The organism is Paenibacillus sp. FSL H3-0329, assembly GCF_037963285.1.
Lineage (GTDB): Bacteria > Bacillota > Bacilli > Paenibacillales > Paenibacillaceae > Paenibacillus_AQ > Paenibacillus_AQ odorifer.
In genome coordinates this window covers 5,039,441-5,060,465 of sequence record NZ_CP150150.1, presented here as the reverse complement: position 1 = coordinate 5,060,465, position 21,025 = coordinate 5,039,441, and the positions used below count along the sequence as shown (strand labels likewise).

At 46.9% G+C, this 21,025-nt stretch carries 15 protein-coding genes; 12 read left to right on the top strand and 3 right to left on the bottom strand.

From position 1 onward, the window contains the following. Nucleotides 1-4 precede the first annotated feature (4 nt). The 9 genes from NSQ66_RS22370 to ascB all read left to right on the top strand — a co-directional run bounded on the left by NSQ66_RS22370 (nucleotide 5) and on the right by ascB (nucleotide 10,514). Nucleotides 5-841, top strand: coding sequence for a carbohydrate ABC transporter permease (locus tag NSQ66_RS22370; RefSeq protein WP_036683306.1), 837 nt, complete (start codon nucleotides 5-7; stop codon nucleotides 839-841). 56 nt (nucleotides 842-897) lie between these two features. Then, nucleotides 898-1,908 (top strand): glycoside hydrolase family 130 protein, encoded by a 1,011-nt coding sequence (locus NSQ66_RS22365; RefSeq protein WP_036683303.1) that lies wholly within the window; start codon nucleotides 898-900, stop codon nucleotides 1,906-1,908. A gap of 330 nt (nucleotides 1,909-2,238) precedes the next feature. Beyond that, nucleotides 2,239-4,197, top strand: a complete 1,959-nt coding sequence (locus tag NSQ66_RS22360) for a carbohydrate-binding protein (RefSeq protein ID WP_076142247.1) — start codon at nucleotides 2,239-2,241, stop codon at nucleotides 4,195-4,197. 88 nt (nucleotides 4,198-4,285) lie between these two features. Next, entirely contained in the window at nucleotides 4,286-4,744 is a 459-nt protein-coding gene (locus NSQ66_RS22355; protein ID WP_235219491.1) for a TIGR00366 family protein, read from the top strand. 376 nt (nucleotides 4,745-5,120) lie between these two features. Beyond that, nucleotides 5,121-7,058 (top strand): BglG family transcription antiterminator, encoded by a 1,938-nt coding sequence (locus NSQ66_RS22350; RefSeq protein WP_339279418.1) that lies wholly within the window; start codon nucleotides 5,121-5,123, stop codon nucleotides 7,056-7,058. Between the two features lie 29 nt (nucleotides 7,059-7,087). After that, the gene (locus NSQ66_RS22345) at nucleotides 7,088-7,426 is read left to right on the top strand and encodes a PTS lactose/cellobiose transporter subunit IIA (protein ID WP_038572728.1); all 339 of its coding nucleotides are present in this window, start codon (nucleotides 7,088-7,090) and stop codon (nucleotides 7,424-7,426) included. A gap of 1 nt (nucleotide 7,427) precedes the next feature. Then, nucleotides 7,428-7,733, top strand: coding sequence for a PTS sugar transporter subunit IIB (locus tag NSQ66_RS22340; RefSeq protein ID WP_036683292.1), 306 nt, complete (start codon nucleotides 7,428-7,430; stop codon nucleotides 7,731-7,733). A 3-nt stretch (nucleotides 7,734-7,736) separates the two neighbouring features. Further along, on the top strand, nucleotides 7,737-9,035 hold the full coding sequence (locus NSQ66_RS22335) for a PTS transporter subunit EIIC (protein WP_076148309.1): 1,299 nt from the start codon (nucleotides 7,737-7,739) through the stop codon (nucleotides 9,033-9,035). A gap of 18 nt (nucleotides 9,036-9,053) precedes the next feature. Further along, a complete protein-coding gene (gene ascB / locus NSQ66_RS22330) occupies nucleotides 9,054-10,514 on the top strand; it encodes a 6-phospho-beta-glucosidase (protein ID WP_339279417.1) in 1,461 nt (486 codons plus the stop codon). Nucleotides 10,515-10,670: 156 nt separating this feature from the next. Here the strand turns inward: ascB and NSQ66_RS22325 are convergent, their stop codons facing one another. After that, on the bottom strand, nucleotides 10,671-11,324 hold the full coding sequence (locus NSQ66_RS22325) for a GntR family transcriptional regulator (protein WP_036683283.1): 654 nt from the start codon (nucleotides 11,322-11,324) through the stop codon (nucleotides 10,671-10,673). 219 nt (nucleotides 11,325-11,543) lie between these two features. On the opposite strand from NSQ66_RS22325, the gene uxuA reads away from it, so the two are divergent. Together uxuA and NSQ66_RS22315 are read left to right on the top strand one after the other, a co-directional pair. After that, a complete protein-coding gene (uxuA, locus tag NSQ66_RS22320) occupies nucleotides 11,544-12,620 on the top strand; it encodes a mannonate dehydratase (RefSeq protein WP_036683280.1) in 1,077 nt (358 codons plus the stop codon). Next, the gene (locus NSQ66_RS22315; RefSeq protein ID WP_036683277.1) at nucleotides 12,621-14,231 is read left to right on the top strand and encodes a mannitol dehydrogenase family protein; all 1,611 of its coding nucleotides are present in this window, start codon (nucleotides 12,621-12,623) and stop codon (nucleotides 14,229-14,231) included. A gap of 439 nt (nucleotides 14,232-14,670) precedes the next feature. Here the strand turns inward: NSQ66_RS22315 and NSQ66_RS22310 are convergent, their stop codons facing one another. Both NSQ66_RS22310 and NSQ66_RS22305 read right to left on the bottom strand, forming a co-directional pair. Then, the gene (locus tag NSQ66_RS22310; protein ID WP_155986565.1) at nucleotides 14,671-15,648 is read right to left on the bottom strand and encodes a hypothetical protein; all 978 of its coding nucleotides are present in this window, start codon (nucleotides 15,646-15,648) and stop codon (nucleotides 14,671-14,673) included. Between the two features lie 22 nt (nucleotides 15,649-15,670). Beyond that, the gene (locus NSQ66_RS22305; protein WP_051491281.1) at nucleotides 15,671-16,513 is read right to left on the bottom strand and encodes a hypothetical protein; all 843 of its coding nucleotides are present in this window, start codon (nucleotides 16,511-16,513) and stop codon (nucleotides 15,671-15,673) included. Nucleotides 16,514-16,878: 365 nt separating this feature from the next. On the opposite strand from NSQ66_RS22305, the gene NSQ66_RS22300 reads away from it, so the two are divergent. Next, nucleotides 16,879-20,796: a X2-like carbohydrate binding domain-containing protein gene (locus NSQ66_RS22300; protein WP_339279414.1), complete on the top strand. Its 3,918-nt coding sequence runs from the start codon at nucleotides 16,879-16,881 to the stop codon at nucleotides 20,794-20,796. The last annotated feature ends 229 nt before the right edge of the window (nucleotides 20,797-21,025 follow it).

Below are 21,025 nucleotides of genomic sequence, written 5' to 3'. Positions count from 1 at the left end.
TATTATGAGAATAAGAACCATACTGGGCAATATCATCCTGTGGATTTTTTTGCTGGCATTTGCTTTTATCACCCTGATTCCGGTTGTTATCACCATTCTCGGCTCCTTCAAGACAAATGCCGAACTGACTGCGGGAGCCACCTTCCTGCCGGATAGCTGGCATTTCTCGAACTATGCCGAAGCCTGGGCACAGGCGAATTTCTCCAGATATACGCTGAACAGCCTGATTGTCTCTCTGGCGGCGGTGGTTGGCACGCTGCTGGTATCATCCATGGCGGCTTATGTGGTGGACCGGATGGATTTTGCAGGCAAGAAACTGTATATCGGCCTGCAATCCTTTACTATGTTCGTGGCAGTAGGGGCGGTCGTGCTGCGTCCGCAGTTTGATCTGATGGTCAAGCTTCATCTGCACAGCAGCCTGTGGGGGGTCATATTGATTCTGATCTCCGCCCATGCTTCGATCTTCTTCATTCTGTCCAGCTTCATGAAGGGGATTCCCCGTGAGCTGGATGAGGCGGCGCTGATGGACGGCAGCTCCCCCGGCCGCACCTTCTGGCGGATTATTCTGCCGCTGCTCGGACCTGGACTCGGCGTAGGTGCGCTGTTCACCTTCCGCGGCGCGTGGAATGAATATCTGCTGCCACTCGTGTTCACGATGACGAAGCCGGAGCTGCAGACGCTGACTGTCGGGCTGGCGAACCTGAAATACGGGATTTCGGCCGCTTCCCAGACCCACTATATGATGGCAGGCGCCTGCTTGTCCATTCTGCCGATTCTCGTAGCCTATCTGTTCGCCAACAAATCCTTCATGCAGATGACAGCCGGTTCCCTCAAAGGGTAGCGGTCCGGCCCTGCGCAACCCATATTCCATATTTAAAATTCAAGGAGGTACATCCCATGACTCAACACGCTCCGGCAATTCTGCAATCTGCCCCGTTCATCCGGCGGTATCCGGGCAATCCTGTGCTGGATGCAACGAAGGTTCCTTACCCCACCGCACTGGTATTCAATGCCGGTGTAACGAAATTTAACGGCAAGTATGTGATGATCTTCCGTAATGATTACGGCTCACTGGTAGATCAGACGCTTGAGCCGCACCACACCACGGATCTCGGCATTGCTTACAGTGACGACGGGCTGAGCTGGACCGCCGGCCCGAAGCCAGTGTTCAAAATTCATGACGAGGAAATTATCCGCGCCTACGACCCGCGCCTGACCGTGATCGGCGGCCGTTGTTATATGTGTTTTGCCGTGGATACGCACCATGGCATCCGCGGCGGAATTGCCGTTACCGATGATCTGGAACACTTCGAGGTGCTCAGCCTGTCTACACCGGACCTGCGCAATATGGTACTGTTTCCCGAGTTGATCGGCGGCAAGTATGTCCGGCTGGAGCGTCCCTTCACGGTATACAGCCGCGGCGGCCGGGACCGCTTCGATGCCTGGATCTCCGAGTCGCCGGACCTGAAGCATTGGGGCAACTCCAGCCTACTGCTCGCCGTCGAGCAGGTGCCGTTTGCCAATGACAAGGTTGGCCCGGCCGCACCTCCGGTCCGGACGGATAAGGGCTGGCTGACCACCTTCCATGCGGTGGATGTGGACCCGGCCAGAGGCAAGCAAGGTTGGGAGGACACCTGGAAGAAGCGCTATACCGCCGGAATTATGCTGCTGGATCTGGAGGACCCCCGCAAGGTGATCGGCATGAGCAGGCAGCCCCTGCTGGTACCGGAGACAGACTATGAGATTGGCGGGGGATTCCGCAATCATGTGATTTTTCCGGGAGGGATGATTCTGGAGGAAGACGGCGAGGTCAAGATCTATTACGGCTCTGCGGATACGGTGGAATGTCTGGCAACGGCCCATGTGGACGATCTGCTCCGGCTCTGTCTGGAGCCGGAGCATAGATAAGATTGGAAGCAGGCTGAGGGCGGAAATGCGGAGTAACAGTAGGGCCATGTGCCATGATTGGAGCGGCTTGCGCGGAGATTGTGCATAAAATGCAACAATACAGCTCAGTAGTAGCGACCAACGCAGAAATCCTGCACAAGGTGAACAAAACCGGGGCCGTATTTTAAAAGGAAACTTTGCTGATGCAGAAAAGGTTAGTATTACTCTGCCACTTCCGAAGCTGAACAGGAATATGTCGACTTTATGAAAAGAGTAATAGAGCATCACTGGTGAAATCATTATTCACTGATGACAGAGTATTTTCTGAAGATATGAAAGAGGTGTTTATTTATGCTAAAAAGGTTAAAACTATTAAGTTTAATTGTTTGTATGCTCGCCAGTCTTTTAGCTGTCGTTCCTTTGACAGCAAGAGCGGCGGGCACAATTGTAAGCTATCCATTACCGTCGATCTATACCACGACCAGTCAATACACGGTAACAGCAGACTCTACAAATATACCGGTAATCGACACTTCGGCGGTATTTGTAAACTATAATTATTGTAATTTCTCTTTTTCAGGAACTACTACAATCACAATAACAGCAAGCGAGACAATCAATACCTATAATATTTCTCCCAAAGCTTTGGGAATCACTGCAACAAAGAGCGGAAATACACTTACATTTACACTTTCATCACCAACATATCTTATAGTTAAAATCAACAACCTGAAAGATCTGGTTATTGCGGCAGATGCTCTTGAAACCAATGTTCCGGCTTCATCCGGTACAGGTATATACAATGTTAAAACTCAATACGGTGCCGACAGTACCGGTGCCGCTATGGCTACAACTGCAATACAAAACGCCATAAATGCGGCTAACGCAGCAGGTGGCGGTATAGTATACGTTCCAGCCGGTGTTTATAAGTGCGGAAACCTTGTTTTAAAAAGCAATGTTTCGGTTTATCTGGAGGGTGGTTCTGTTATAAGGGGTTCAGGAAATCCAAGCGATTACACTACCCATTTTCATAAGAATTCTCTGGGTAAGGATGGAACATGGTTTATTTATACTGAAACAAATGCAAACAATATTAAGATATACGGCAGGGGGACTATTGACGGCAATGGCCATTATATGAGAAATACAAACAATTATTTGAACAATATTCTTGTACCCTTGCAGTGCAGCAACTTCACGGTTGACGGCATAACAATAAGAGACAGCGGTGGCTGGGCTACAATAGTTACAAGATCTAATAACGTAACATTCCAGAATACAAAGCACTTCAACAACAATGAACTTGATTATGAAAATGATGCAATCGACATTCAAGAGAGCCAGAATGTACTCATAAAGCACACTGTAGCAGTATCGGAGGATGACACATACTCATTTAAGACATGGGATGTAGAAACTACGGATATAGCTGCAAACTGGCCTGGAAGTCCTGAAAGCCAGTCAAATGTAGTTGTGGATGATGCTTTGGCTTGGAGCAGATGTGGAGCATTTAAGGTTGGAGATGGAGTGAAACAGCTTCAGGATGGCATAGTTGTTAAAAACTCTTATGTATACCGGTGCTGGCGTGCTTTAGCAGTAGGTCATCTTTATGGAACTCCAGCAGCACAAAACATCATATTTGACAATATAGATGTAGAAGGCTTCTGGCCAAGATCCGGTGTTCACTCCAGATGGTTTGATCTTTCTGCGAAAACCGGTCCGATAAAAAATGTGGTCTATAATAATATAAATTTACGCGCTTTAGGTGAAGTTTCAATAATGAAGGGTTGGAGTGACACATCTACTGTCTCCGGAGTTACATTAAACAATGTTCGCGTCGGTGGAGTTGCGGCAACTACATTGGCAGAATTGAAAATAACAGATACTAACAGCTATGCTGCAGCTCCAAAATTCAACACATTGAAATTTGAAGCGGAAGGCTATAACCTTAGTTCAGGTGTTATTTCCTATGAGGCAAGCACTGATGGTGGGCTGGATGTTGGTGGAGGGAGTAATGGCGACTATATAGCATTTAAAAATGTAGATTTTGGTAGTACAGCTAAAACAAGTATTGATTTGAAGGTTGCATCCGCTAATTCCGGCGGAAGAATAGAATTCCACTTGGACAGTCCTACGGGCACTATGCTGGGTTATTGGACAGCAGAAAGCACAGGCGGATGGCAGACATGGTCAGTCAAGAATATCCCGCTTAATGCCGGGACCGCCGTAGGGACCCATACCGTATATGTAACTTTTGTTAAGTCAGATTCAACCACAGTTGCAAATTTAACCTGGTTCCAGTTCAAATAGAATGGAAACGGTTTGATTTAATTGCAATAAGATGGATCTAGCTATTGTTGTGGCAGAATCGCCGAATTGAGGCCTTTTTAATGCCAAGATGAAATATAACTCACACTACGCTGCTGTGATCATCGGTTTGGCCCGGGGGATCCTCGTCGTTGCAGAGAACGGGATGATTATCGATACCATTTTGAATGGCCTGGCTACTATGCTTAAGGGTTTGCCGAATTACTTGTTCACCACCATCATGCTGGTCGTGCATAATATTATTACGTTCTTGGTTCCTTCTTCATCCGGAGAGGCGGCCTTGACGATGCCTGTGCTTGCACCATTAGGCGATCTTGTGGATGTTAACCGCGAAGCGGTAGTAACCGCATACCAATTTGGAAATGGATTAACGAATCTCATTTCGCCAACAGGCGGTGTGCTGCTGGCAGGTTTGGCCATCGCCCGGATCAATTTTGGACAATGGTTAAAGGTAATACTCAAGCTGTTTCCGATTCTTTGGCTGGTGGCGGCAATCTTTGCTGCAGTTTCCTCAGCTGTGGGCATGTAGTGGATAACATATTGCAAAGCCATGCGGGATTCCCCGCAGAAGATAATCAAAATCCCAAGGTCATACTGACCTTGGGATTTTTGACTCTATATATTAATCCTATTCCCCTCACATCCCATCTGTAGAAAATGAATCGTCCTCCTAACTAATTTATTTTTGTTTATTTTAACAATTAATCGGCACTCTCCCCTTTGTTGTATATTTCCTCCTGATTTGTGGCCACAAATAATGTATGCTAAGAATTTAATCCGTTATTTACCTATCCGTCAGTTTCTGCCGTTCCAAACAGCAGAATACAAACTGTTCAGAAGATAACGCTTCCACGTATGATGTATTCATAACCAGCTGAGTGCTTCATCCGATACTAGTATCACAAATGAGGGAATTTAAGGTGAGAGAATATACGATTGTTAATATTTTATATACCCGCAAGAGTCCTGTGCGCATGAGTGAGCTGATTGCCGAAGTGGGGTTGTCCGAACGGACTCTCCGTGACGTGATCCGTGGACTCGACAAAACAGGAGAGGCGAATGGTTTCGGTATCCGTATGATCCGCGGCCAGGGTTATCTGCTGGAGATTGGTGATGAAGCCAAATTCAGTAGCTACCAAGAAAAAGGCATGCTGCAGCTGGATCAGGTGGATCTCGATAATAAGCAGTCACGCCAGCAGTATTTGCTATTTTATCTCTTGCAGAACGATGGCTATCAGTCTATGGATAACATGGCGGAAGAAATCGGCGTCAGCCGTTCTACCATTATTTCCGATCTGAAGGAAGTAGAGCAGCGACTGGCCGCTTTCCGGCTTAGCTTGAAACGTCGGGCTCATTATGGCATGAAAATCGAGGGGGAAGAGCAAGACTTCCGCAAAGCCTTTTCTTACTTTATCTTGCAATCGGGTCATACACTGCAGCATACGGAGGATTTTCATGCCTTCAGTCAGGACTTTGATGCTGAGCAGCTTAAGGGATTTCTACTGCAAATCCTCAAGGAAAAAGAACTGAAGATCTCAGATGTGTTTCTGGATAATATCTTGACCCATCTGTTCATTCTTCTATACCGGGTTTCCAAGCACAATTTCATTGTGGCTGGTCAAGCCTTGCAGGGAACACCTGAGCCGCTGTATCAGGATATTGCTAGGAGCATCGCAGATTTTATCTCCTCTCACTACCGGATTAAGCTTCCGGCGGATGAGATTGATTATTTGGCGCTGCACATTTCTGGTAAGACCATTATGGAGCGGATGTCGGAAGAGACCAAATCGCATCTGCGGGAGGGAATTACGGCTATTCTGGAGCGCTTGGACCGCGAGTTCCTCACTGGATTCACTCAAGATCACGAGCTGCGCGAAGCGCTTCTATTGCATATGTTCCCGCTGCTGAACCGGTTGTATTACAATCTTCAGCTCGGCAACCCATTGGTGGAGGATGTTTACAGCCAGTATGCCAATGTGTTCGTCATTTCCTTCCGCTTCGCTGAGATTGTAGAGGAGCAGTACGGGTTTCGGATGTCGCGCGATGAGGCAGGGTATGTCGCGTTGCATTTTGCCACCCATCTGGAACGGATGCAGCAGCGCAATCTGGAGAAGTTCAAGCGGATTGCCGTGATCTGCTCGACGGGAGGGGGGAGTGCCCAGTTAATCCGGCTGAAGCTGGAAGCGGTATTCCCCAAAGCATCGGTGATCACAGCCTCCATTACGGAGGTGGAGGAGATCAGCAGCAAGCCTGTGGATCTGATTCTCTCTACTGTACCGCTGGCAACAGAGATTAAGGAAAAACCGGTGATCCATATCAAACAGCTGCTGGATGATCAAGAGATTCAGCGGATCAAAGAAATATTGTCTTTGCAGATTAATCGTACAGAACCGTCCTACAAGCTGATGGATTTCAAGGATTTGTTCCGCAGGGAGCTGTTCCATCTGTCTGGTTCGGACGAAGATTACATGGAGCTGTTAAAGCAGCGCTGCCGGGAGATCGTGGGCAATCATTATGCAGCTGACGATTTCCCTGAACAAGTGCTGCTCAGAGAGCAGAAATTCACCACCATTTACAAAAATGGGGTGGCCGGCCCGCATCCGATGCGGATGAGCGCGATCCGCGACTGTATCAGTGTAACCGTGTTGAAGAAACCGCTGATCTATGAGGGTAAGCCGGTCCAGTTGATTTTTCTGATCAATCTGGGTCCGGGGCAGTTGTTCCTGCACAAAGAGATCAGCAAGCTGCTACTGGTTCTAATGGAGAAGGAAGACAGCCGTAACCGGCTGCTAAACACGAATAGTTATGAGCAATTTATGAATGAGATAGAGAACCTACTATAAATAAAATGACGATACGGAGTGGAGAACCCATGGATTATGAACAAACGATTATGCAGATTATTGCCAGCAGCGGAGAGGCTAGAAGCCTTAGCCTAAAAGCGGTAAGAACCGCGCGCGCCGGAAACCTGGAAGAAGCGGGCGAGATGATTAAGAACGCCAAGACCAGCCTGACCAAAGCACACAAAGTGCAAACGGGGCTGATCCAGGCTGAAGGCCGGGGCGAAAAGACAGAAATTACGCTGCTGATGATTCACGCGCAGGATCATTTGATGAATGCCCTGACGGTTAGAGAACTGGCTGTGGAATTGATCGAAGAAATCAAAGAACGCAAAGCACTCGAACTAGAATTGAAAGGATCGGTGAACTAAGATGAAAAAAATATTGCTCGCCTGTGCAGGCGGATTCTCGACAAGTATGCTGGTGGAACGGATGAAAGAATCGGCACGGACACAAGGGGTTGAAGTGGTTATTGATGCAGTGGCGGAGAGTGATATCGCCGATCAAAAGCCTTTTGACATCATTATGCTTGGACCACAAATGGGACACGCCGAAGGCGATCTGGCCGCAGAATATCCGAACATTCCAGTAACTACGATCGATATGATGGACTATGGCATGATGGATGGGGACAAGGTGCTGGCTACAGCACTTGAACTGATGGAGAAGGGGGCTTAAGTCATGGCAGGCGGCGCAGAATGGAGAGCCAAGATCCAGAAAGTCAGCACGAAAATCCAAAAAAACACCTATATCAGCGCTATTTCCAACGGTCTGATGGCCTTGATGCCAATATTGATTCTGGGCGCTATTTTTTCCCTGATTAATGCACTCAAGCTTGATCCTTATCAGAATTTCCTGGAAAGCACTGGACTCAAAACTTATACTTCGATTCCGGCAACAGTAACCACTGATTTGATCGCACTCTACGCGGTGTTCTCCATCGCTTACAATTTTGCTACCCAACATAAGCAGCAAGGCTTCTCGGCAGGGATTTTGGCGCTGATGAGTTTCTTGCTAGTTACACCAAAAGGACTGCTGGATGACGGTGTGACCAAAGCATTTGGTTACTCCTGGTTGGGCGCCAAGGGATTGTTTGTGGCAATCATCCTGGCACTGCTGGTAGGTAAGATCTATACCTTTGTATTGGAAAAGAAATTCTATATCAAAATGCCGAAGGGTGTTCCGCCCACGGTCGAGAAATCTTTTGCCGCGCTTACGCCTGGTTTTATCGTAGCGGTTCTGATGCTAGTGCTGACGGCGATTTTCGCCGCAACGAAATATGGCAATATGCACGAGTTTGTCTTCTCGATCATCCAGCTGCCATTGACTAGTCTGGGTGGTACCTGGTGGGCGATGCTGATCTGCATCTTCGTAATTCACCTGCTGTGGTTCTTTGGAGTTCACGGCACCTTGGTAGTCTATTCCGTTGTCGGCCCGATTTGGGTGGCTTTGGGACTTGAGAATCTGGACGCTTACCAAAGAGGTGTGGAAGGTACGCATATCATTGGTTCACCGTTCTTCCCGGTTTATGTACTGATCGGTGGTGCGGGGGCAACGTTAGGTCTCATTATTGCGATGTTGTTTGCCAAATCCACACGTTATAAGACACTTGGCAAGCTGGCAATTATCCCAAGTCTGATCGGTGTCAATGAGCCGGTGATTTTCGGGATGCCATTGGTGCTGAATGTTCGGTTTATGATTCCGTTTATCCTGACTCCGCTGGTGAGTAGTGGTCTGGCGATTCTTCTGACGACGCTGGGTATCCTTCCTGTGCTGCACGGGATTCAGGTACCGCTGGGCATTCCGGTGCTGGTTAATGGCTGGATGAACGGGGGCTGGCGCGTAAGTGCGTTCCAGCTGGTTATGATTGGTGCAAGCTTCATGATCTACTATCCATTCTTCAAAAAAGCCGATGCCGAAGCGCTGGAGCAAGAGCAGCAGGCTGAAGCTAAAGCGGCAGCAACCGCTGCCGCCAATTAATAAAAGGAGGCTCAACCGATGACTTATCCATTTCCGGAAAACTTCCTGTGGGGCGGTGCGGTAGCCGCCAATCAGGTCGAAGGCGCGTATAATGAGGGCGGCAAGGGTTTGTCCACTGCTGATGTAGTCAAATATTGTCCTCCTAAGGAACGGCAGAGCCTGGAACAGCTATTGTCCATGTCCGGCCCACAGCTAGAAGAGGCCATACAGGATGATAATCAGGGGAATTACCCCAAACGCAGAGGGATTGATTTCTACCACCGCTACAAAGAAGATATCGCCTTGTTCGCTGAGATGGGTTTTAAGGTATTCCGTATGTCCATCTCCTGGCCACGTATTTATCCGAATGGCGATGAGCAGGTACCTAACGAGGCAGGACTGCGTTTCTACGACGATGTTTTTGATGAGTTGCGCAAATATAATATCGAGCCGCTGGTCACCATTTCCCATTATGAAATGCCTGTGCATTTGGTCACCAAATACAACGGCTGGGAATCCAGAGAACTGGTTGAACTGTTCGTCCGTTATGCGGAAACTGTGTTCACCCGTTACCGGGATAAGGTGAAGTATTGGCTGACTTTCAACGAAATCAACTGTACGCTCAAAGCGCCGTTTCTGGGCGCAGGGATTATTCTGGATGGCAAGTCAAATGAGAAGCAGGTTGCTTTTCAGGCTTTGCATCACCAGTTCGTAGCCAGTGCGCTTGCGATTAAGCGGGGCCGGGAGATCAATCCGCAGTTCCAGATCGGCTGCATGCTGGCCCGCAAGCTGCTCTACCCATATTCCTGTCATCCCGGTGATGTACTGAAAGCGCAAGCGGAGAACCAAATGGCAATGTTCTGCTCCGATGTTCAGGTTAGAGGTTATTATCCTTCTTATATCCGCCGGCATTTGGAGCAGCATGGAGTGACAATAACCATGTTGCCGGGGGACGAAGCTTTGCTGCGGGACAATCTTGTGGATTTTCTTTCCTTTAGTTACTACATGTCCTCAGTAGTCAGTGTGGATGAGAGCATCACGGCCACCACGGAAGGTAACCTGTCCTCAGGGCTGAAGAATCCCTTCCTGAAAACTTCCGACTGGGGCTGGCAGATCGATCCAAAGGGGCTGCGGTTTGTGCTCAAGGAGATGCATGACCGCTACCAGCTTCCTTTGTTTGTAGTAGAGAATGGTCTGGGTGCTGCAGATGTACTCGAACTGGATGGCACTATCCGTGATCCATACCGGATAGAGTATCTGGCACAGCATATTGAGCAGATGGCGGAAGCCATTGCCGATGGCGTGGAGCTGATGGGCTACACCAGCTGGGGCTGTATTGATCTGATCTCGGCTTCCACCTCGGAGATGCGCAAGCGGTACGGCTTCATTTATGTTGATCAGGATGATGCAGGCAATGGAACGCTGCTGCGTCTGCGTAAGGACAGCTTTTTCTGGTACAAAAAGGTCATAACCTCTAACGGAGCAAATTTAAGCTATTAGTGCGGCGTTATAGTCCTTGTTCATTTTTTACGAAAACCTTGAGAAATCAAGGTTTTTTTGTTTTTTTAATAGGGAATAGAAATTTTATGTGTTTCTTCTTATCACGAAGTTTTATCCGGGAAGGCACTTAACTTATGGGCAAGCCGCTTTTTGGCACTATTTTTTTAGGTATTCCGAGAAGTTCTCCTGAAAGTCCAGTGAATGAATATCTTCCCGAAGATGGTGGTGGATTAGCGGACCGATATTGGTGGTTTCCTTTTGCACCATAAGCTCAAGAATGGATTGGTGTTCGCTCCAGATTTCTTCCAGCTTGTCGGTCTTGAGCATGTGCAGTCTGCGGTACCTGAGATAATGTACATTCGACTGCTGGATCAGAGTCCACAGATACTCACGTCCAGCAAGCCTGTACAAGGCCCGGTGAAACTCGTCGTCTAAATTAAGGAAAGAATCTACAGCATTCTCCTGCCCGATGACCTCTTTTTGTTTCTTAAGAATCTCCTTCAGTTCGTGCACCCCGGGTAGTAAAAGCTGTGCAGAAAGATCCTTGAGGATCTCCTTTTCCAGTGTGCAACGCAAGTATGTGATTTGTTCAACAGATTCAAGATCAATAAAGGACACAATATTACCTTTTTTCGGGTAGATATCGGTATAAGATTCCAGTGCAAGCTGTTTGAGAACATCACGCAACGGCGTACGTGAAATCTGAAACCGCTCAGACAAGGCTGTTTCACTTAGAATGGTACCTGGCTTTAACGCCAGCGTGAGGATTTCTTGCTTCAGTGTGTTTAGAATTTCAGCTTTGATTGACATTTCTGTTCCTGCTTTCAATTGTTGATGACAGATACAGTACTAGTATACATGATAAGTTCGTTCATTAAAATCATCGAGATGAAAATAGGGTGGAAATTCCTTGTTTTTATGATAAAATTCCTGATGAATTTGTGATTGACAAAGAATTGTTCTTATTCTATGATCAAGTAAATCTTGTATACAAGATAGATGAAAACGAATTCACAGGAGGGTTTATCAATGAACATGACGTGGAGATGGTACGGCGAGGGCAATGACAATATCACGCTGGATCATATTCGGCAGATTCCGGGTGTAATGGGGATTGTCTGGTCTTTGCACGAGAAAGTAGCCGGAGAAGTGTGGGAAATGGAACGGATCCAAGAAGTGGCGGATCAAATCACCAGCAAGGGTTTCAGCACGGCTGTAGTAGAAAGCGTCAACGTTCATGATGATATCAAAATCGGCTTGCCGACCCGTGATAAATATATCGATATTTATATCGACACCATTCGTAAACTCGCCAAGGTTGGCGTTAAGGTGATCTGCTATAATTTTATGCCTGTTTTCGATTGGACCCGCACAGAGCTGTATAAAGAGTTGCCTGATGGCTCGAATGCCCTCTTTTATGAAAAGGCTGCCATTACCGATAATCCGCGTGAGATGGTGGACCGGATTCTGAAGGGAGCTGGACAGTTCACGATGCCGGGCTGGGAGCCGGAGCGGCTGGCGAAGCTAGATGAGCTGTTTGCGGCTTATGCGGATGTGACAGAAGATAAACTGTTCGACAACCTCCAGTATTTCCTGGAACGCATTATTCCAGTATGCGAGGAAGTGGACATCAAGATGGCTATTCATCCGGATGATCCGGCTTGGCCGATCTTTGGACTGCCGCGTATTATCCGCAATCGGGATATGATCCGCCGCTTTCTGGATTTGGTGGACAGCCCGTACAACGGTTTGACGTTCTGCACAGGGTCACTCGGCACGAATCCGGATAACGATCTGCCAGCGATGATCCGCGAGTTCCATGACCGTATTCATTTTGCACATATCCGCAATGTGAAGGTATTTGAGAACGGTGATTTCATTGAGGTGTCGCACCGTGGGCGTGACGGAAGCGTTGATGTGGCCGAGGTGGTCAACGCCTATCATGAGAACGGATACATTGGTTATGTACGTCCGGATCACGGGCGTCATCTGTGGGGGGAAGAGAAGAACTGCCGACCGGGTTATGGCTTGTATGATAGAGCTATGGGCATCATGTATTTGCTTGGTGTCTGGGATAGCTTGGACAACGTCAAGGAGGCAAAATAAATGCTGCATCTGACCAGAAGCAGTATCCAAGGGGAAAAAGCAGCTTGGAAAGCTGCTGGAGTGGAGCTTCCACAGTTCGACTATGAGCAGGTAGCAAACAATACACAGCTTAAACCGGAATGGATTCATTTCGGTGCAGGTAATATTTTCAGGGGATTCGTGGCAAATGCTCATCAGAAGCTGCTGGATAGCAGGAAGTCGGATACAGGTATTATTGCGGTGGAGACCTTTGATTTCGAAATGATTGATAAAGTCTACAAGCCCTACGACAATCTGACCCTTTTAGTGCTGATGAATGCTCACGGTGATTTTCAGAAAAGAGTAGTCAGCAGTATTGTGGAGGGAATCGCAGCGGACAAAAACCGTGAAGCGGAGTACCGCCGATTGATCGAGGTGTTCGAGAATCCGAGCCTGCAAATGGCCAGCTTCACCATCACGGAGAAGGGATACTCGTTGACGGATCCGCACGATAAATATCTTGGCATTGTGAAAAAGGATATCGAGAGCGGACCGGAGCATCCTGTTCATGTCATGAGCATTGTAGCTTCGCTTGCTTATCGAAGATATCTGAAAGGCCAATATCCGATGACCTTTGTCAGCATGGATAACTGCTCACACAATGGCGACAAGCTGAAAAACGGTGTCGTGTCCATCGCTAAGGAATGGGCCCAAAGAGGACTTGTTGTGGAAGACTTTGTGCGCTATCTGGAAGATGAACGATTAATAACCTTTCCATTGTCCATGATCGATAAAATCACACCACGTCCTTCGGAGAGTGTACAGGCCGCGCTTCTGGAACAGGGAATTGGTGATATGGATGTAATCATTACCTCCAAAAACACATATACCGCTCCTTTCGTAAATGCCGAGATTAGCGAATACCTTGTAGTGGAGGACAACTTTACGAACGGACGTCCACCACTAGAGGAAGCCGGAATTATTTTTACGGACCGGGAGACAGTCAACCAGGTGGAGACGATGAAAGTAACGACCTGCCTTAATCCGCTGCATACGGCGCTTGCTGTTTCCGGTTGTCTGCTTGGCTACACCTTGATCGCGGATGAGATGAAGGATGATACTTTGCGGAGGTTTGTGGAGATAATCGGTTACAAAGAAGGTCTGCCCGTCGTAGTGGACCCGGGGATTCTCAGTCCAAAGCAGTTCCTGGACGAAGTCCTTACGGAGCGTTTTGCCAATCCATTTATCCCCGATACTCCACAGCGGATTGCTACAGACACTTCGCAGAAGGTGGGTATACGGTTCGGTGAAACTATTAAATCCTATATTCGACGGGAGGAGCTCGATCCAGCGCAGCTAACAGCGATTCCACTGGCTATCGCGGTGTGGTGTCGTTACTTACTTGGAGTGAATGATGCTGGAGAGGTCTTCACATTGAGTTCAGATCCGTTACTAGAAACACTGCAAGGTTACCTGCAAGGAGTTTCGCTTGGAGACCAAACCGCAAGTGTGCGCCCCATTCTTGATGATGAGCGACTTTTTGGGGTTCCGTTGTACGCAATTGGTCTAGGCGATAAGATTGAGGTTATGTTCCAGGAAATGATGGCAGGCCCAGGAGCGGTACGGAGAACATTAGAGAACTATTTGAAGTGAAAGCTAGGCAGTTAAGTAGATTTGATTTAATATAGGAGAAAATAAAGCAAAAAAAGTCCCGAGGCAATCAATCGGGGCTTTTTTTGTATGATTTTAAAAAATCCAAACAAAGGGTGAAAAGAATCTTATGTAAAATGAGAAGAACGAAAGTTAAACTAAAAACATGGCGAATAACCGGTGTTCGTCAACTGAGCGACGAATTTTGAGGGGGTTCAACACCATGTTGTGGAGCGGGCAGAAAGGCCGGCTGGAGTAGAAGCGGCGAAAAGGAAGCGGGATTTATACCGTAGAATGAGGCGGATGGAGTGGTTGCGGAGACAATAGAGGCATTAATGCCCTAAAATGTTGCGGATCGAGCGGATGTGGCGAAAGGAACGGGATAAATCCCGTAGAATGCAGCTGATCGGGCGAATACGGAGAAATCTACGGGATAATTGCTTTAGAATGCAGCGGATCGAGCATATACGGAGAATTCTACGGGATAAATCCCGCAGAATGTACCGGATCGGGCGAATACGGTGAAATGAGCGGTATAAATCCCGCAGAATGTACCGGATCGAGCATATACGGAGAATTCTACGGGATAAATCCCGCAGAATGTACCGGATCGGGCGAATACGGGGAAATGAACGGGATAAATCCCGCAGAATATATCGGATCGAGCGAATACGGTGAAATCTACGGTATAAATCCCGCAGAATGTACCGGATCGGGCGAATACGGGGAAATGAACGGGATAAATCCCGCAGAATATATCGGATCGAGCGAATACGGTGAAATCTACGGTATAAATCCCGCAGAATGTACCGGATCGAGCGAATACGGGGAAATGAACGGGATAAATCCCGCAGAATGCGGCTGATCGAGCGAATGTGGCGAAATGAGCGGTATAAATCCCGTAGAATGCAACGGATCGGGCGAATACGGGGAAATGAGCGGTATAAATCCCGCAGAATGTACCGGATCGAGCGAATGTGGCGAAATGAACGGGATAAATAACGCAGAATGTACCGGATCGAGCGAATACGGAGAAATCTACGGTATAAATCCCGCAGAATGTACCGGATCGAGCGAATGTAGCGAAATGAACGGTATAAATCCCGCAGAAAGCAGCGTATGGAGCGGATGCGGAGAAATGAGTGGTATAAATCCCGTAGAATGCAACGGATCGAGCGAATATGGTGAAATGAACGGGATAAATCCCGCAGAAAGCAGCTGATCGGGCGAATACGGTGAAATGAGCGGTATAAATCCCGCAGAATGTACCGGATCGAGCGAATGTGGCGAAATAAACGGCATAAATCCCGCAGAAAGCAAAGGATCGAGCGGACCGGTCCGGATCAATACACCTTAAAGGAGTGATTCCGCCCATTAACCGGAGAACCACTCCTTTTTTATAGCCAACTTTATAATCCAATCAACGACGACCTCCGTGATCGTTAACTGTGTAAATTGCTGAACTCGATTCGCGAGCTGAAGAACCTAGTAAACTCTTTTTCGATTATTGTTTTCATGATGTTGTGATGCACTTTGAGTTGTGATTGATCGGCGTGGTCTCTAAGGAGTTCAAAGAGCGCTGCTGATTTTTTGAAGCCGGTATCATCGTCTAGCTTGATGCTTAATAATAAGATTTCGAGAATAGTGTTGATTGTATCGTACATATTCTCTTGTTTATAGTAATACATCGCCAGCAGATAAATGTAATCCTCATGGTATCTGATATTCACAATAGTCTCATGTTCTCCTATGTCATCAACATTGATTTTGAATTCCTTCAGAATCCAATCAACGGAATAATCATGTATTATCGAAGATTCTAAGATTGTAATGAGTCCCGGCAATAACTCTTCATCATCACTTTTTCTAATAAACTCAACGTATTTATGTAGGACTCCCATTTTGCCTTCCAACAGATCGATAACGTATGAATTGGCTTTTGCTATATTGCGGTAATATTCGACTTCATTAATACCCTCTTCATCTAAACCTACTATCCAGCCCAGGTCAGCATACTTCTGAATACATATTTTTGCCTCGTCAAACTTACCGGATTTTTGTAGTGCTATACCTTTTGCGCATGAGCTATATCCAAAATAATAGGGGATACTCCGTTTCAGTTTAGGACCTCTTATGAGGTTACTATTGTTTTCATATATGACGGAAATTTGTTCGTGTAGCTTGTCTGCAATTTCAATCATGGCATCCCAATTCTCAAATGAAAATGATGCCTTAAGCATCTGAATCAAGGAATCCACATTCAACCCTTCCAAATCCAACTTCAATCCTATCTCCCTTTCTAGAGCATATCATGCATCGATTAAGATAATTGTATTTCATTTCTAAATTATTCATTTATTTTACATTAAATCATGTGATTTCCATCACGTTACATAAGGTCAAAAGGGTCTTTATTAATAATTTTCAAAATAGATCCAGTCCATATTATCTTCCTTAAGTTTCTATTGTTGGAGGAATAATGTTTGTTCTGTTGTTCATTTGTCCCCTTGTTTTTGGGTTATTTGTACGTAAAATGCGGAAATGTACCTATCGTGGAACTCGTTCTTCCTTTATGATCATCCCGTAAAGAAAGCGCTATCAAAGAAATTTTAACCACATTTTATGAGGGGGTAAGGATGATTTGAAGCGAATGGGAAAAAAACTGGGAATGAGTCTGTTGGTATTTATAATTGCAGCAGCGCAGTTCGGTTTCACAGGAACACAGGGCAATGTGGCACTAGCAGCTGAGAAGAGTATGGCGCAAAAGCCCTATATGGGCTGGAGCAGTTACAGCATGCAGGTGTACGACGGTGCAGGTAACTGGACCTCGGCCGAAAGCATCAAAAAACAATCGGATGTTATGCATGAGAAGTTGCAAGCCCATGGCTATGAATACATCAATATTGATGCGGGCTGGAATGGCAGCATGGATGAATACGGCAGACCGATTCCAAGTGAGACCTTATATCCTAACGGATTTCAAGAGGTCATCGACTATGTTCATAATAATGGACAGAAAATTGGAATCTATATGATTCCGGGGGTATCCATCGATGCCTATAATCAGAATCTAGAGATTTACGGAACGGGTGGCCAATGCCGTATACAGGACATTACAGCCAAACCGCTTACCATTATGGATTATTGGAATTCCTACACTTATAAAATTGATTTCACGAATCCATGTGCCCAGAAGTATGTGGATTCTATTGCGGATATGATTGGCGAGTGGGGCATTGATTTCGTCAAATTTGACAGCGTGACTCCTGGCTCGGGGATTGATAACTTGAGCCGTGATGCGCGCGGCGATGTTGAGGCATGGTCTAAGGCTTTTGACAGAAATAACATCTGGTTTGAGCTGTCCTGGGCGCTCGATCACAATTACGTGGATTTCTGGAAAAAGTATGCCAACGGTTGGCGAATTGACTGGGATGTGGAAGCTTACGATGGCAGTGGGCTGACAGCCTGGCCGAGTATTTCCCGCTTGTTCCCCAAAGCAGCACTTTGGTGGAGGGATGCAGGTCCTGGGGGTTGGAATGATTTTGATTCGCTGAACGTTGGTAACGGATCTATGGATGGTCTAACCAAAGACGAGCGGAAATCCGCGATGACATTCTGGTCAATCTCTTCCGTGCCACTGTATACAGGGAATGACATGACTAGGCTAGACAGCTATGGTTTAGAACTGCTTACCAATGATGAGGTAATTGCCGTAAATCAGGCAGGACGTCCAGGCCATCCGGTATCTATGGATACCCAGCAGCAGGTTTGGTATGCCAATAATGGAGATGGCACTTACAGCGTAGCTCTGTTCAATCTGGGCAGTCGGAGTGCGGAGGTGAAAGTCAAATGGAGTGATCTCGGCCTTGAAGGCCCGGCATCTGTTCGCGATTTATGGAGTCACACTGAGCTGGGAGACTTTGAGAAGGAATTTAGCGGAGGCATACTTGAACCTCATGCGTCACGGATGCTTAAAGTTACAGCATTAGGTGGCACCTCTACAGTCAATGATGATGATACAGGTATGCGCTACAGCGGGGATTGGAAGCGTAATGGCGGCAAAGAGCTGCTAGAAGGAAAGCAGGATTTGAGCATTACGATCAAGGATTCCTCGTCTGCTCCGTCGATGGCTTCACAATCGGATATTACGAACTATGGGACTGACCCGTCTGAGAATTCGTCTGCTGCGAACAAGGCAACGGTCACTAATGTAGTTTACATTAATGATAATGACAGCGGCATTAAATATAATGGCGCATGGCAGGTAAGCTCATCTCGAGGATTGGGTGATTATAAAGACGATGTGCATTATTCCGAGAAGAACGGGGATTCCTTTGAGTACACCTTTACGGGCACTGGCATTGACCTGCTGACCGAAAAGCATGAATCTCAGGGAGATGTGATTATTACACTGGACAATGAGGCTGCACAGACCGTTAGTGCTTATAAAACAGGATCAAGAGAGGTACAGCAAAATCTGTACAGTGTCTCAGGACTGGCTAACGGCTCTCACAGGCTTAAAGTGGTCAAAAGCTCAGGTGATTTTATGCTGCTTGACGCATTTAAGGTGACTACAGAAACTCCAGCAGGAGAACAGAATAGTACCATTACTCCGACATCTGCTCGATTCGACCAAGCAATAGAACAACAAGAGGATGTTACTGTCACTCTGAATTTGAATGGTAATACACTGAGCGGTATTGAAAATAATGGCGAGGCACTATCGGAAGACGATTTTACGGTGACGAATGATAAATTGACCATTCATAAGCAATACCTTGCGCAGCAGCCGGCAGGCACAACCGACTTGATTTTCATTTTTAACACTGGTGATCCACAGACCCTGTCGATACAAATTAGTGATTCTACAGGCATTCGTTATGTGATGATTAATAACGATGATTCAACAGTTAAGTACAATGGCACTTGGAACCGCAGCAGTGGCAGAGGATTGGGTGACTATAAAGACGATGTGCAATATACGGAGCAGAATGGTGATTCTTTTGAATATACCTTCAGAGGAACGGGGATTCAGCTGTTCACAGAGGTAGATGAGTCACAGGGTGATATGGATATATATGTTGACGATCAATTTAAGGAAACCGTCAGTGCCTATCATCATGGACAAATGTCACTTCAGAACCTTTACAGCATTTCTGGCTTACCGGATGGAATGCACACGCTCAAGGTTGTGAAGAAATCAGGCAGATTTATGCTCCTTGATATGCTTAAGGTAGAAATTCCGAATATGATTAATCCGATCGCTGCCAGCTTTGATAAAGCTGCTTCCGCTCAGGAAGATATTGAGGTGACATTGCTGCAGCAAGCGGAAAGCTTTGCCGGTATTACTAACGGATTATATGATCTGGTTCTCGGGACTGATTATTCAGTAGCAGGTAACCGTGTTACACTGAATAAATCTTATCTTGCTGCACAGCCAGTGGGGACGCTGAACCTTAAGTTTACTGTGGAGGGAGATTATCTTAACGATGTTCACTCCACATCAGTGGACGGTGATTTCTTTGAATATACCTTCAAGGGTACCGGAATCAGCCTGATCACACCTATGGGTCCAGAGCAAGGTGATATGGATATTTATGTGGATGGACAACGGGTCCAAACCGTAAATGCGTATAGTCAGAGCCGCCTGACCCGTCAGGGAATTTATAGTATTTCGGGATTGGAAGGCGGGATACACACGCTTAAAGCTGTGAAGAAATCTGGTGATTTCATGCTGACGGATCAAATGAAATTCACAGTTTCAACGAGTCCTGCTGTATCTCCGACACCAACGCCAAGTCCAACACCAACGCCAAGTCCGACACCGACACCAACACCAACATCAACGGACTCAGGTGGCTCGTACATTCCAGCTCAGCCATCTTCTACACCACCTGCCCTGACACCGACGCCAACTCCGGCAACTGGAAACGAGGATGGATCTGCAGGGAATGGCGAGTCTAATCCGATCCGTCATACCGCATATATCAAAGGTTATCCGGGTGGGTTCTTCCAGCCGGAGCACGAAATTACGCGTGCTGAGATGGCAACGATTCTTGCCAATGTTGCTGAGAAGGGAGCTACTGGAGCAGGGGTTGTGTTCAGTGATGTGCCTTCTGGTTACTGGGGTGCTGATGCCATAACTAAAGCAGCGAAGATGGGACTAATGAAGGGTTACAGCGATGGCACCTTTAAACCTAATCAACCATTGACGCGTGCAGAAATGGCCAGTCTGGTGACCCTGCTTAGAACGGATTCGACGCAGAAGGGCTCCGGTTTCTCTGACATCATTGGACATTGGGCACAGGTGGCGATTTTGCAAGCCCAAGGTACTGGCATTTTCACTGGTTATAATGACGGGACTTTCCGTCCTAATGCCAAGCTTACTCGTGCCGAAGCTGTTGTGGCTATGAATAGGGCTTTGGGCAGAGGTCCTCTAACCAATGTAACAAATCCACAGTGGGCAGATGTTCCGGCAACGCATTGGGCCTTCGGCGACATTGAAGAAGCTTCGACGGATCATGTCTTTACATCTGGATCAGAGGCCAGAGATCAGAAGAAGAACTGATTGTCTAGCCAAAGTAATGATGAAGGGGGCCGTTACTGGCCCCTTTTTTCTAAACAGGAGGGCCATGTAAGGGTCACACATCGAAACAGCTGACACACTATAGATAAAATATCGGAATTGCCGATAAAAGGCAGTGATAACGGCGTAGATCGCTGTTTTTTTCCATTTCTGAAGAGGTGCAGGAGGGTGAAGTGAGTTCGAACCCTTGACTATGAAGCAAAATGTTTTA